Here is a 14,921-nt window from a genome sequence, read left to right on the forward strand (position 1 = left end):
CTTGACGTAACAATTATCAAAATTGATGTGAGAAAAAACCATGAGTCAACCTTATATTTTAGTCTTGTATTACAGCCAAAATGGCTCTACCAAAGATTTGGCGTATCTGGTCGCACAAGGTATTGAAGATAGTGGCACAGGCATAGCCGCTCGGATTCGCACCGTACCCAAGGTCAGTAGCGAGACTGAAAAAGTTGCGCCAAGTATTCCTGATGAGGGTGACCTGTACGCCACCATGGATGACTTAAAAAACTGTGTAGGACTGGCACTCGGCAGCCCCACCCATTTTGGCAATATGGCAGCATCGATGAAGTATTTTTGGGATAATAGCGTCACAATTTGGCTCGCGGGGGATTTGCAAAACAAACCGGCATCTGTATTTACCAGTACGGGTACCATGCACGGCGGGCAGGAGACGACTTTGACTAGTATGATGACGCCGCTACTGCATCATGGCATGGTAATTGTGGGAATTCCCTATAGTGAGCCTGCGCTCAATACCACGAGCCAAGGTGGAAGCCCGTATGGTGCAAGCCATGTCAGTGGCGCAAAGCATGATCACATCATGAGCGCAGACGAAAAAACATTAGCCATCGCCCAAGGTCAACGTCTAGCCAAAATTGCCAAGGCATTACAAGCGTTATGAGAAAACAAGCATTATGAGAGAAAAAGACTCGCACTCACTATCTGCCCCCAAACCCATTTATCCCATCCACCGCCGCTTAACCATAGTATGGTGGGTTTGGCTGGGGTTTCGATTGCTGGCAGTACCGCTATTGACGCATTGGTTGGCAAGTGCAAAGCCTGCTATGGTCGGCGGGATTGCTTGGCAAGCTTTGTGGTTGATACCTGCGCTGTTATCAACGCCTTATATCGTGAAAGGCAAAAGCCCATACGCGCTACTGCTGCTAAGTATGCTTACTTTTGTATATTTGGGGGGCAGTGGTATGGTTGCACTAAAATACGGGTATCAAACGCATTGGGGATTGATGGCGGTTTGGTTGGTGGATTTTGTTTTGCTAGGATGGGTCAATTACTGGTTATTTATTTTGTTAAAACGACTGCCAAAAATGAATGGCTAATTGCCAAAAGAGCGTACCCAAGTCACCAAGTCACGTACGCTCTTTTTAGGCTAAAAAATTATGCTAAAACATCGTTAGGCCAACACATCATTTAGCCATTTACCGATAATTTTGAGTTGCGGCATACACACTTGATGCGCCATTGGATAGCTGTAAAACTGCGGCTGATAACCTTTTGACTCAAGCCATGCTTTGGCTTCTTGCCCAAGCTGTACTGGGACAACAGGGTCTTGTGTACCATGATGAATGGCAATGTTTAGATTTTTATTGGCATCACTTAAAGTTAGGCTGTCTTTGGTCGCTAAATAAGTCGATAGGGTTAACAGTCCGGCTAATGGTTTGTCATAGGTTAACGCGGTTTGATAGGCGACCGCACCGCCTTGTGAAAATCCAGCAATCACGATATGCTCAGGCGATACACCGCGCTCGGCTTCACGCTTGATTAATTCTCCAATCGAGCGGGCGGATTGTTCAATCTGTGCGGTGTCGATTTTGCGCTCAAGCGACATTTCCAAAATATCATACCAAGCTGGCATCACATAACCTTGGTTGATGGTTACAGGAATGGCGGGGGCGTGAGGAAATACAAACCGTATGCCATGTTTGCCATCGAGTCCCAAGTCAGGGACGACCGGCTCAAAGTCATGACCATTTGCGCCCAGTCCGTGTAGCCAAATCACCGCTCTATCAACCGGTAGATTGTTGGGATTGTGAATGACTTCAACCGTTTTTAATAAACTCATAAATTCTCCTTTCATGTGAAACTAACAAATGTCATAAAAATTAATTGTCATAAAAATAATTAGCCGATAGCTTAAAAATAGGGATAACGCTTGATTTTAGCTTATTCATACCACATTATCTAGGCAATGTTTACCATAAGAATAGCCTAAGTGAATGAAAGAACTTATATCGACTGCTGTACCATTAAATGACCCTCAACTAGACAAACCTCAAACAGACAAGCACCATGGTGTGAAATTACCTGTCATGGCAAAAGACAGCTATTATCTATCACGCCTTGCCCAACAATTAAAACAAATCAAAGACAAAGAAAGCGAAGACTATAGGTCAAGATTTGATCGCTACCAAAAACAACTCAAACACTCGCAAGACAGGGTGCAAAGCCGTATTGCCAGTCTGCCAACGATACATCTAAACGAAGACTTGCCCGTCAGCCAACAAGCCGATAGACTCATCAAAGCCATCCAAGACCACCAAGTCATCATCGTGGCAGGGGAGACAGGCTCAGGCAAAACTACCCAATTACCTAAGATTGCCATGCTCGCAGGGCGAGGGGTAACAGGGCAAATCGGACACACACAGCCAAGACGATTAGCGGCGCGTAGTGTGGCAAATCGCATTGCTGAAGAATTAGGGGAAACGCTCGGACAGACAGTGAGCTTTAAAGTGCGTTTTACTGAGCAAGGCTCATCGGATTCCATTGTCAAACTGATGACCGACGGTATTTTGCTTGCCGAAATGGCGCATGACAAGTTTTTGAGCCGCTATGATACCATTATCATTGATGAAGCCCATGAGCGCAGTCTTAATATCGACTTTATCATGGGTTATCTCAAGCGTCTATTGCCAAAACGTCCCGATTTAAAGGTGATTATCACATCGGCAACGCTCGATACAGCAAGGTTTAGCCAGTATTTTTCTAGCGTTGATGGTAAAACCAAAAAAGCGACGCCCGCGCCTGTGTTTGTGGCTGAAGGTCGCAGTTATCCCGTGGAAGTGCGCTACCGTCCGTTGACGGAGGAGATTGTCACAGGTTCGGATGATGACAGCTTTGATGATGTGGAAGATAACTTGCCGCGAGCGATTACCGCAGCGGTGGAAGAGTGCTACCAAGACGCTGCCAGCAAAGGGCATGCTGACCAAGCGGATATTTTGATTTTTGCGGCAACAGAAGCGCAAATTCATGATTTGGCAGATATTTTAAACCAATACGCCCCCCGTCATACCCAGATTTTGCCGTTATTCGCCCGTCAAAGTTTTGCCGAGCAACAGCAGATTTTTCACCCGACAGGCGGACGTCGCATTATCATCGCCACCAACGTTGCCGAAACTGCCTTGACCGTGCCCAATATCCGCTACGTCATTGATTTGGGTTTTGCTCGGATGTCACGCTATGACTATCGCTCGCGGGTACAACGCTTGCCGATTGAAGCGATTAGCCAAGCTGCCGCCAATCAACGAAAAGGTCGCTGTGGACGTATCGCGGCGGGCGTGTGTATCCGTTTATATTCAGAAGAAGACTTTACCAGCCGTCCTGAATTTACCGAGCCTGAAATTCTGCGTACCAACTTGGCGTCGGTGATTTTGCAAATGGCAAACTTGGGTCTGGGCGAGGTAGAAAACTTTGACTTTATCCAGCCCCCTGACAATCGACTGGTCAATGATGGGCGTAAACTATTAGAAGAATTGGGTGCGATTGCCACCAAAAAAACTGAAAATAGCCTAAGCACATCTAATAACAATAGCAAAGGTCAATCCAAACGCCATCCAAATCAGCTTACCAAAGTCGGTCAAATGATGGCAAAAATGCCCATAGACCCTCGTTTGGCACGTATGCTGATTGCAGGTGAGCAATATGGTTGTTTAAAAGAACTATTGGTGATTGTATCGGGCTTGTCAGTGCAAGACCCTCGAGAACGCCCGAGCGATAAGCAAACCCAAGCCGACCAAAAACACGCATTATTTCGCCAAGCCGACAGCGATTTTTTATTTTATCTCAGTCTTTGGCAGGCAATTCATGGGGCTTTATTTAAAAGCGGTGGATTTAAAAGCGGTGGTATTGACGGTCAAAAAAATGCAACGCTAGACGATGAAGCCACGCCAATCGCGCAAAGCCCGTATGGAAACGACAAATTAACCAATAGCCAACGTAAAAGCTTTGCCAAAAAACATTTTTTAAGCTCGCCGCGCTTACGTGAATGGCAACAAACCCATAGCCAGTTGTTGCAAATGGTTGATGGTTTAAAATTAACCATCAACCAAGAGCCAGCCAGTTATGTGCCTATTCACCGAGCATTGCTCACGGGTCTGCTGTCGTTTATTGCCCAAAAAGTCAATGATCTCGATAAAAGCGGCAAGCTAATCAAAGCCAAACGCGGCGAGTATGTCACCGCGCGTCAGCACAAAGCCAAGATTTTTCCTGCCAGTACCTTGTTTAAACAAAATCCGCTATGGGTGATGGCGTTTGAGGTGGTTGAGACCTCGCAGGTGTTTATGCGTACCGCTGCCAAAATCGAGCCAGAGTGGATATTGGCGATGGCAGGGGATTTGCTCAAATACCATTATTTTGAGCCGCATTGGTCAGCCAAAACGGGGCATGTCAAGGCATACGCCCAAATCAGCCTGTTTGGTCTGATTGTGGTACACAAACAACTGATGAATTATGAGCGGGTCAACCTTACCGAGTCTCGAGAAATCTTTTTGCGAGATGCCTTGGTCTTGGGCAATCTGAATGCCCCGTCCACAGGGGATAATAAAAAGGGCAAATTGCCGCCATTTTTGCAGCATAATATAGATAAAGTCGCTGATGTCTCCTTGATTGAAGATAAGCTGCGACGTCGAGATTTGCTGGTTGATGAAGAGCAATTATACGACTTTTATGCCAAGCGAGTGCCTGAGCATATCGCTAGTCGCAAAGTATTTGAAGATTGGCGAAAAGAAGTAGAAAAAACCGACCCACAGTTTTTATTTTTTAGTGATAAAGATGTACTTAATGAACAAGCACCCGCTACCCAAGCTTTCCCAGAAACGTGGCAATTGGGTAATCTGAAACTACCCCTGTCGTATATTTTTGACCCGACCAGCGACGATGATGGCGTGACCATTAAAGTCCCGCTCGTTGCCTTACCACAGGTTGATGCGGTTGAATTATTATGGGGTATTGCAGGGTGGCGCTATGAGCTGGTTTTGCAGCTATTAAAGACGTTGCCCAAAGATATTCGCCGTCAAATTGTGCCCGTGCCCGATACCGCCAAACAAATTTTTGACACGCTTGAAAAAAACCATCATGGTGGACTGCTAAGGCAACTGTGCCAAGCCTTAAACCAGCGCGGCGTGCGTGGGGCAAACAATCAATTTGTAGAGCCAAAAGACTTTAACCCAAGCGAGGTTGAAACCTATTTGCAGCCACAAATTGCGTTGGTCGATGACAAAAACCGCCTGATTGAAAAAGGGCGAGATATTGACGCATTAAAACTGCGCCATCAGGTCACCACAAGTCAAGCCGTTGCCAGTGGTAAAGGTGTACATAGCGAGTTTCCCGAGCATTTTAACTTTATGCAAAACCGCCACAGTGCAGGCGTGATGATCAAGCAGTTTTCGGCACTGGTTGCTGATGGACAGCCAAGCTATAGCGATAAGAATGCTGTGTCTATTCAGCAATTTACCGATGTCAGTGTGGCACTCAACAAACACCGTCAAGGCTTACTTGCCTTAATCGGCAATGAGCTCGGAGCGAAAGCCAGACAGCTTACCAGCCAAATTGATAAAAACTTTAAACTTGCCTTTGCGCCGCTTGGTGAGCTTGATAGACTCAAAGATTTGCTGATTCATGCCACGCTTGATGCCGCTTTTGAAAAATTTGTTGCAGAGTTTGACCATGAAAAATTCACGGCAGGGATTCATGATAAAGAGTTGGTGATTGCCATCAATCAGTTGCCTTTGACCTTGGATGAATTTAACCAAGCCAAAGCCGTTGTGCTTGCCAATTTCTTGAGCGTGGGTCAAAGTGTATTAGCCCAGCTAAAATCGGTGTATGAGCAGTGGCAGCAAGTTCGCCAAAAACTGCTGTTACTTGACCGTGATATTTTTGAAGAAAGTATTGAAGATATCGAAGACCAGCTCGATGATTTGAGTTTGTCGGACTTTGTGTATCGCATGAGTTATCAAGATTGGCAGCAATATCCGCGTTATTTGCAGGCGTTGTTGGTGCGACTTGATAGGCTTGAGCATAATTTGGATGCCGATCTCGATGCCGTGTATCAGCTTGATAAACACATGGAGAGGCTATCTGTTAAGGGTAATGATGAGACAATTATGCCGTATCGTTGGTTGGTTGAGGAGTTTCGGATTCAGCTGTTTGCCCAGCCGATGAAAACCCGTGTGCCTGTGTCGGATAAACGCCTAGAAAAATTGTGGGATGAGTTGAATGGTTAATAAAAAAATCCGTCAAAATTTGGCGGATTTTTTATAAAATATTGATTTAAAATAATTTTTACAAACTTTGTTTGAACTAAAATCATGATCAATAGTGTTTTTGCAGGGTATGGCTCATATTGAGTAGTCATGATGGGGAGTGCTACAGTTGATAGGGGTTTTACGAACAATAGGTTATGAACAATAGATTAATTTTTTTAGCATTTGAAATTTTTACCTATACAGTTAATTTGAGTTGATGAAAAATTAAAAAGTTGATTTGGTAAAAACAGCAAAACTTAGTAAAATAGTCAGATTAAATTTTTTAAAAGTGAAAGTCATGCCAAGCCAACCGCAAGTTTTTAATCCCCAGTCTACCAATAAACCTGCCACCCACCATCAAGCCAATCATAATGAAAACCGTACTTTAGGTCAAAGCGCCAGCCAAACGGCGCACCAACTGGCTCAAGATATAGTAACGACAAAAGCGCCTAAGATTGGTTTTGTCTCGCTTGGCTGCCCCAAAGCCTTGGTGGATAGCGAGCGCATTATCACCGAGCTTAGCCGTGATGGCTACCAAGTCGCCAGTGACTATGATGGCGCAGACTTGGTGGTGGTCAATACTTGTGGCTTTATCGAATCTGCGGTGCAAGAGTCGCTTGACGCCATTGGTGAGGCAATTACCAAAAACGGCAAGGTGATTGTCACCGGTTGCCTTGGCAAAGATGCCGAAAAAATCAAAACCATGCACCCAGCCGTGCTTGCGGTGACTGGCGCACATGCCTATGAAGAAGTCGTCAATGCCGTGTCGCATTATGTGCCCAAACCTGAACCATCAAAAACTTACGACCCAAAAATTGACCTAATCAATGATGCGGGCATTAAGCTTACGCCAAAACATTATGCTTATGTCAAAATATCCGAAGGCTGTAACCACCGTTGCACATTCTGTATTATCCCAAGCTTTCGTGGTGACCTCGTTAGTCGCCCGATTGACAGTATCATGACTGAAGCGGCTGCGCTCAAAAACGCAGGCGTCAAAGAGCTATTAATCATCTCGCAAGATACCTCAGCCTATGGCGTAGATCTTAAATACAAAACCAGTTTTTGGAATGGCATGCCCATCAAATCCAAATTTTACGATATGTGCGAGGCACTCAATCGTCTGGGCATTTGGGTGCGTTTGCATTACATCTATCCTTACCCGCATGTTGATGCTGTGGTGAAACTGATGAGTGAAGACAAGCTACTGCCATACCTTGATATCCCATTCCAACATGCTAGCCCCAATGTGCTCAAAGCCATGAAACGCCCCGCGCATAGCGAAAACGTACTGGCGCGTATCAAAACTTGGCGCGCGATTTGCCCCGATATTGTCATTCGTTCCACCTTTGTGGTGGGTTTCCCTGGGGAGACAGAAGAAGATTTTGAATATTTGCTTGACTGGCTCAAAGAGGCGCGATTAGACAGAGTAGGGGCGTTTACCTATTCAGAAATAGAAGGCGCGGCGGCAAACGACTTGCCGAACCCTGTGCCAGAGGCTATCAAACAACAACGTTATGAACGACTGATGACGCTACAGCAACAAATCAGTGCCGAAAAACTGGCTGAGAAAGTCGGTAAAACCTTAAAAGTGCTGGTTGATGAGATTGATGAAGAAGAAAATATCGCCATTTGCCGTAGCTATGCCGATGCGCCAGAAATTGACGGTCACGTGTATGTGGATAATATTGATGCATCGGTTAAAGTCGGTGAATTTTTGACCGTCACCATTGATGAAGCCAATGAGTATGACCTTTTTGCCAGTTTTACAGGTGAACTGTTATAAGGATAACAATTGTCATGTCTCAATCAATGTTAGCGTATTGCTTTTTAGCAATTGCGATTGTTAGTGAGGTTACTGGTTCAACTTTTTTGGCAAAATCAGAGGGGTTTAGCAAACCCTTGCCCACTATTATCACCATGATTTGTTTTGGGATTGCTTTTTATCTTCTTTCACAAGTCATCAAAATCATACCACTGGGGATTGCTTATGCCATTTGGTCAGGGGTAGGTATTGTGTTGACCGCTATCATTGGGTACTTTATTTTGGGTAACAAATTGGATTTACCCGCCATCGCGGGAATGAGTCTAATTGTATTGGGTGTGATTGTGATTAATCTGTTTTCTCATTCAGCCACGCATTAGTCACGTTTTAATAATCCAAACATTAATATAGTACCTTAACAGTTTAATGGCTAAAGCTGACTGAATTTTCAAGGTGAGAGCAGGGTAAAAATTAAAATGACTGTTGAAATTATCTTTACACTATCTAAAAACCGTTAATTTTGTTAAAATTTCGCCATTTGCATTATTTGTTATCCAACAGCCAACAAGAGGTCAACCATGTCTGATAAAGCTCCCCGTTACCAACGTATTTTGCTCAAACTCTCTGGCGAGGCCCTGGCAGGCAAAAATGATATGGGGATTGATTCAGGCGTATTAGACAACATGAGTCTTGCGATTGCGCACTTGGTAGGATTGGGTGTGCAAGTGGGTATCGTGGTCGGTGGTGGCAACTTGTATCGTGGCGCTGCGCTACAAAAACAAGGCTTGGTGGGCCGTGTCACAGGCGACCAAATGGGTATGCTTGCGACCGTGATGAATGGCTTGGCGATGCGTGACGCCCTAGAGCGCCGTAATATCAAATGCCGTTTGATGTCAGCCTTACCAATTGGTGAAGTGACTGAAAACTACAGCAGCCGCAACGCCATACGTTATTTACAAAATAATGAAGTGTGCGTGTTTGTCGCAGGTACCGGCAATCCGTTTTTTACCACGGATACTGCAGCATGTTTACGTGGCATCGAGATTGAAGCCAATTTAATCCTAAAAGCCACCAAAGTCGATGGCGTGTATAACAAAGACCCAAATACCCACGACGATGCCGTCAAATACGACGAACTCACCTTTGACCAAGTGTTGGATCAAAAATTGGGGGTGATGGATTTGACTGCGATTGCCTTGCTGCGTGAGCATAACGTACCGCTGCAAGTATTTGATATGGCAAAACCCAACGCGCTGCTTCATGTGGTGATGGGCGAGTCAGAAGGCACCAAAGTTATCAATTACTAATTTCTAAATTTGACATACAGAGTTTTAAAAGGATGCAACATGATTAACGATATTAAAAAACAAGGCGAAGACAAAATGAAAAAGGCAATTGAAGCCTTAGAAAATGCCTTTAGCAAATTACGTACGGGCCGTGCCCATCCTGGTATTTTGCAGGGTGTGATGGTGTCTTACTATGGCTCTGAGATGCCACTTAATCAAGTGGCGAGCATCAACGTTGAAGACTCGCGTACCCTGTTAGTGCAGCCTTTTGATCGTAGCATGGTGCAGGCAGTCGACAAAGCAATTCGTGAATCAGATTTGGGTCTCAACCCAATGAGCGCAGAAGTGATTCGGGTACCATTACCCGCATTGACGGAAGAAACCCGTAAAGATATGCAAAAATTGGCACGTCATGAAGCCGAAGAGCGCCGTGTATCCGTGCGTAACGCTCGCCGTGATGCCAACAATGCCTTAAAAGCCTTGGTAAAAGACAAGCAAATCTCAGAAGACGATGAACGCCGTGCCAATGACGACATCCAAAAAATGACCGATAAATACATTGATAGCATTGATAAAATGCTCTCTAGCAAAGAAGCAGAGTTAATGGCCGTTTAATCGTTATTTATCCAATAAAAGAACCAATTCATAAGTCATAAGAAGTAGGTCATGGTTGAGTCAAAGGCAGCAATGCCACAACATATTGCCATCATTATGGATGGCAATAACCGATATGCCAAAGCACATGGGCTACCAACCGGTGGCGGGCATATTGCCGGCAAAGATAATTTAGACCCTTTGGTTGAGCATTGTATGGATATTGGTATACGTGCGTTGACGGTGTTTGCTTTTTCTAGCGAAAATTGGCAGCGCCCAGCCAATGAAGTGGCGTTATTGATGAAGCTGCTTGAGCAAACCGTCCATGACCAATTACCGCGAATGCTGCGTCACCAAATTTCTTTGCGCTTTATCGGCGATAGGGATGCCTTGACGCCGCATTTACGCGCGATTATGCAAGATGCAGAAGAGCAAACTGCCCATTTTACTAAAATGAGTTTGGTGATTGCTATCAGCTACGGCGGTCAATGGGACATCGTCAATGCCTGCCGCCAAGTCGCCAAGCAAGTGGAACAAGGCGCGCTTACTGCCGATGCCATTACCCAAGACGATTTTGCACGCCACCTGTCACTATCGGATTTACCAGCCGTTGATATGTTAATCCGTACAGGGGGTGATTACCGCATTTCTAATTTTTTACTTTGGCAATGTGCGTATGCTGAGTTATTTTTTACCGAAACGCTTTGGCCAGATTTCAAGGCGGCTGAATTAGACCAAATGATTGATGTTTTCATGGGTCGTGAGCGTCGATTTGGTAAGACCAGCGAGCAATTATTAGGTTTGGGCTTTTAATTAATCAATAGGAATTGTCATGTGGGAACGCATTAGAACCGCCATTATTTTGTTAGTGATTGTTGGCGCTGCGATGTTTGCTACCCGCGAGCCTATTTTGATGTTGCCGCTATTGTTAGTCGGTGCAGGCTTTGGGGCTTTTGAGTGGTCAAAGCTCATGCCGTCACTTGAACAAAATCCCGGCAGTTATGTACCGCCTACCACCCAAATTCCCACCAAACCTGCCAAACCAATTGATTATATGTATACCCTTGTGATGCTAGGGATTGTCAGTCTGTTACTGGTGATGGCAAAGCTGACTGGCAGTATAGCCTCTTGGGTATTTTTTTGGCTGGTTGCGGCGCTGATTTGGTTGGTGGCGATTGGCTGGATTCGCCGTTATCCCAACAATACGCAAGCTTGGTATGGTAAGCATTTATACGTCATCGGTATGATTATACTGTCATCCGCCATTACTGCGATGTATTATCTGTGGTCACTTTCAGCTTGGTGGCTGTTATATGTGTTTGTATTGGTGTGGTGCGCGGATAGCGGCGCTTATTTTGTCGGACGAAAACTTGGTAGACGCAAAATGTCCCCACACGTCTCACCCAATAAAAGTGTGGAAGGCTTATTAGGTGGACTTGCCACGGGCACGCTTGTGGTGATTGGCGTCTCTTTTGGGTTGTTAAACGATTGGTCGATGATGGCTATTGGGTTGTTTTTGCTCTTATCCTTGCTCACTATCATCATGTCCGTGTTCGGTGATTTATTTGAAAGTATGCTAAAGCGCCATGCAGGCGTCAAAGATGCCGGGGCATTGTTGCCAGGGCATGGGGGTATTCTTGATCGTATTGATTCGCAGCTTTCAGCCGTGCCAATTTTTGCATTGGGGTTTTGGGCGATGAAATTTTACGGATTAATTTAATGCTACATTGGGTTTAGCTTTCGAAAATTTTCACATCTGCTTAATATCAATTTTTCAATACCCATCTAGCCAATATCAATTTGTTTAATTCACTAATCAATGCAAGCTTGTGTTTCATTCAATCTTTTTTGCGCAACTGCTTGTTGATTGATGCTGAAAAATCTTCTCGCGTGTTAATATGCTTATGACAGTGGCAATTTGCCGCTGTAAACGCAAAATATTAGGTTTAACCGCCGTCTGCCCGCAACTTACTAGGTCATTGTAATGCTATCTTCAACTCATACTATACCGCAAAAAAACATTGCTATTATGGGCGCAACAGGCTCTATCGGCGATAGTACGCTATCGGTCGTCAGTCAGCATCCTGATTTGTATAACGTGGTCGGGGTGACAGGGTTTTCGCGGCTCGATAAACTGTTGAGTATTTGTCAGCAATTTAAGCCAACTTATGTTTGTGTTGCCAAAGAAAAGGAAGCAACATTTGCGCAGATGCTCAGCGAGGCTCATCTAAACTGCAAGATTTTGATTGGTGAGCAAGGTTTAGTTGAGCTTGCCACACTAGCAGAAGTGGACATGGTGGTTGCGGCTATCGTCGGTGCTGCAGGCTTGCCATCAACGCTGGCAGCGGCGAACGCGGGTAAAACGATTTTGCTTGCCAATAAAGAAGCATTAGTGATGGCAGGTGAACTGATGATTAAAGCCGTCAAACAGTCAAATGCCAAATTGCTCCCAATTGATAGTGAGCACAATGCCATTTTTCAATGTTTGCCTACCGCGGTGCAACAACAGCGCAATGCCATTCATGATGATAACCATGGTATTAAAAAGCTTTGGTTAACTGCCTCAGGTGGACCATTTTTACACAAAACACTCGATGATATGAAACGCGCCAGCGTTGCAGAGGCTGTCAAGCACCCGAACTGGTCCATGGGGCAAAAAATATCAGTAGATAGTGCTACCATGATGAATAAAGGCTTGGAGCTGATTGAAGCAAGTTTTTTATTTGATATGCCAGTCTCTGAGATTGAAGTGGTCATTCATCCGCAAAGCATCGTGCACTCTATGGTTGAATACAACGATGGTAGTTTTTTAGCCCAGCTTGGCAGTCCTGATATGCGTACCCCCATTGCCCATGCTATGGCATACCCTGATCGTATCAGCAGTGGGGTGGAACGATTAGATATTTTTAAGTTAAGTGGCTTAAATTTTGTCCGACCTGATTTAGAAAAGTTTAAATGCTTAGGTTTGGCTTATCAAGCCATGCAACAAGGTAGCTATGCGTGTATCGCCTTGAATGCCAGTAATGAGATAGCCGTTCAAGCGTTTTTAAATGGTGACATTCGTTTAACCGATATTGCTGATATCAATGAAAAAGTGCTATTGCAAGCCGAAAAACAGCCGATTGGGTCATTGCAAGCGATTTTGGCGGTAGATAAATTAAGCCGTGAACAAGCACACCAATGTATTGCCGATTTAAACGCTTAAATAATGCTTAAAAAAGCTTAAAAATAGTTGGCAACACTGGTTGATAATCGTTAAAAATGACTACATAACTTATTAAGATATTGATAGTTAAATTATTTTTAGCCTGTGATTTTGTCAAAAGGATAGCCATGAATTTCATCTTGACCGTTTTAGCTGCGATTGTGGTACTAGGACCTTTGGTTGCGCTACATGAGTGGGGGCATTATATGGTCGCTCGGCTGTGCGGTGTTAAGGTATTGACCTATTCAATTGGGTTTGGTCCAAAGCTGCTAAGCTGGACCAGTAAAAAAACGCGGATTAATTATGCGGTCTCTGCGATTCCGCTTGGTGGTTATGTCAAAATGCTCGATGAGCGAGAAGGCAAAGTCAACCCGGCCGAACGTCATTTAGCCTTTAATACCCAGCAACCTTGGAAAAAAATCGCCATCGTCGCAGCGGGTCCGGTGATGAACTTACTGATTGCGATTTTTTTGTATTGGCTGCTATTTATCACCCCAACCCAAGTCTTGGCGACCAAAGTTGGCAGTATTTTGCCCAATTCACCCGTCAGTCAAACCAGTCTGACAGTTGGTGACGAAATTGTTGCGGTTGATAATAAACCCATCCAAAGTTGGCAAGATATTAACTATGCGTTAGCCGATCGCATGGGCGAGTCGGGGCAAGTTAATTTAACGGTGAATGGCGCGCAAGGTCAAACCAATGTTGCCGTGCCAATACAGCGCTTTATGAAAGTAGAAGCGGGTAAAGCAACCAACCCCATTGATAGTCTAGGCGCGATTCCATGGCAACCAAAAATTCCTGCGGTGGTCGGTGAAATTGTCCCAAATAGCGCTGCCGCGCGTCAAGGTCTGCAAGTCGGTGATACCATCACCCGTGTCAACGGTCAACCGGTGAGCGATTGGCTGGCGTTTTCACAAGTTGTCAAATCCAGCCCCGAGCAGTTATTAACCCTTGAAGTACAGCGCCAAGGCAAAATCATCCCCTTAAAAGTCATGCCACAAGCAAAAAAAGATACCATGGGCAATCGATTTGGACAAATTGGCGCAGCGGCAGCCGCATCTAAGATTACGCCGCCACCTGAGTATATAAAAACCATTCAATATACGCCCATCCAAGCGGTCGAAAAATCCGTGCATCAAACTGTCGATTTAAGTGCCATGACCCTCAAATCAATGGGTAAAATGTTGACGGGCACCATTGGGGTAGAGAACCTATCAGGTCCCATTACTATTGCCAAAGTCGCCAATCAAAGCTTTAGCATCGGTTGGGAAGCGGTATTGTCGTTTATGGCGATTATCAGTTTAAGCCTTGCTGTGCTCAATTTATTACCCGTACCTGTGCTCGATGGCGGTCATATTGTCATGTATGCCTATGAGGCTATTTTTGGTAAACCTATGCCGGAGAAAGTACAAATGATGGGAATGAATATTGGTTTAGTTTTGCTTGCAGGTTTCATGCTGTTGGCGATTGGTAACGATATCTCACGCTTGTTTTAATCGACCCAAATTTGGCTAAAATATTGATTTGTAGTTTTGTTTTTTCGCTAGACTTTACGCAAAATTTAGCTTACCTTATGCCAGTAAAATTTATTTACGGATCTCTTGTACTTTGATAATACAAGCTACACATCAAAGACAAACTATTACTAGAAGTTTAATCAAGTCACCCTTTTTGATAGCATTTGTCATTTTTAGCTAACCAAACTTAGATTACCAAATTCAGGTAAATACCTTTGGCTAACTAATTTTGGATACCTAAAAGTGCCAGGTTTCATGCATTATCTTTGGGCA

12 protein-coding genes are annotated in these 14,921 nt (G+C 44.6%); 11 read left to right on the forward strand and 1 reads right to left on the reverse strand.

All coding sequences use genetic code 11. The features are described 5' to 3' along the window. The first annotated feature begins 40 nt into the window (after positions 1-40). Positions 41-646 carry an NAD(P)H:quinone oxidoreductase gene (gene wrbA, locus H9W84_RS05070; protein ID WP_060995109.1) on the forward strand — a complete coding sequence of 202 codons (606 nt, stop codon included), beginning with the start codon at positions 41-43 and terminating at the stop codon, positions 644-646. 13 nt (positions 647-659) lie between these two features. Next, a complete protein-coding gene (locus tag H9W84_RS05075) occupies positions 660-1,082 on the forward strand; it encodes a hypothetical protein (RefSeq protein WP_007116810.1) in 423 nt (140 codons plus the stop codon). 74 nt (positions 1,083-1,156) lie between these two features. On the opposite strand, the gene H9W84_RS05080 is transcribed toward H9W84_RS05075, so the two are convergent. Further along, positions 1,157-1,825 carry an alpha/beta hydrolase gene (locus tag H9W84_RS05080; RefSeq protein WP_239742106.1) on the reverse strand — a complete coding sequence of 223 codons (669 nt, stop codon included), beginning with the start codon at positions 1,823-1,825 and terminating at the stop codon, positions 1,157-1,159. Positions 1,826-2,072: 247 nt separating this feature from the next. On the opposite strand from H9W84_RS05080, the gene hrpA reads away from it, so the two are divergent. The 9 genes from hrpA to rseP all read left to right on the forward strand — a co-directional run bounded on the left by hrpA (position 2,073) and on the right by rseP (position 14,627). After that, a complete protein-coding gene (gene hrpA / locus H9W84_RS05085) occupies positions 2,073-6,260 on the forward strand; it encodes an ATP-dependent RNA helicase HrpA (protein WP_239743669.1) in 4,188 nt (1,395 codons plus the stop codon). A gap of 319 nt (positions 6,261-6,579) precedes the next feature. Beyond that, entirely contained in the window at positions 6,580-8,067 is a 1,488-nt protein-coding gene (gene rimO / locus H9W84_RS05090; RefSeq protein WP_239742108.1) for a 30S ribosomal protein S12 methylthiotransferase RimO, read from the forward strand. 14 nt (positions 8,068-8,081) lie between these two features. Beyond that, entirely contained in the window at positions 8,082-8,426 is a 345-nt protein-coding gene (locus H9W84_RS05095; protein WP_007116805.1) for a DMT family transporter, read from the forward strand. 198 nt (positions 8,427-8,624) lie between these two features. Then, positions 8,625-9,353, forward strand: a complete 729-nt coding sequence (gene pyrH, locus H9W84_RS05100) for a UMP kinase (protein ID WP_224053785.1) — start codon at positions 8,625-8,627, stop codon at positions 9,351-9,353. A gap of 39 nt (positions 9,354-9,392) precedes the next feature. Continuing rightward, complete coding sequence (gene frr, locus H9W84_RS05105; protein ID WP_007116803.1) at positions 9,393-9,947, forward strand: ribosome recycling factor; 555 nt, start codon at positions 9,393-9,395, stop codon at positions 9,945-9,947. A gap of 51 nt (positions 9,948-9,998) precedes the next feature. Then, complete coding sequence (gene uppS / locus H9W84_RS05110) at positions 9,999-10,739, forward strand: polyprenyl diphosphate synthase (protein WP_239742110.1); 741 nt, start codon at positions 9,999-10,001, stop codon at positions 10,737-10,739. Between the two features lie 19 nt (positions 10,740-10,758). Next, positions 10,759-11,646, forward strand: a complete 888-nt coding sequence (locus tag H9W84_RS05115) for a phosphatidate cytidylyltransferase (RefSeq protein WP_239742112.1) — start codon at positions 10,759-10,761, stop codon at positions 11,644-11,646. Between the two features lie 264 nt (positions 11,647-11,910). Further along, entirely contained in the window at positions 11,911-13,131 is a 1,221-nt protein-coding gene (gene ispC, locus H9W84_RS05120; protein ID WP_239742114.1) for a 1-deoxy-D-xylulose-5-phosphate reductoisomerase, read from the forward strand. A 128-nt stretch (positions 13,132-13,259) separates the two neighbouring features. After that, positions 13,260-14,627 (forward strand): RIP metalloprotease RseP, encoded by a 1,368-nt coding sequence (gene rseP, locus H9W84_RS05125; RefSeq protein WP_239742115.1) that lies wholly within the window; start codon positions 13,260-13,262, stop codon positions 14,625-14,627. The last annotated feature ends 294 nt before the right edge of the window (positions 14,628-14,921 follow it).

The sequence above is a fragment of the Moraxella tetraodonis genome (assembly GCF_022359095.1).
Lineage (GTDB): Bacteria > Pseudomonadota > Gammaproteobacteria > Pseudomonadales > Moraxellaceae > Faucicola > Faucicola tetraodonis.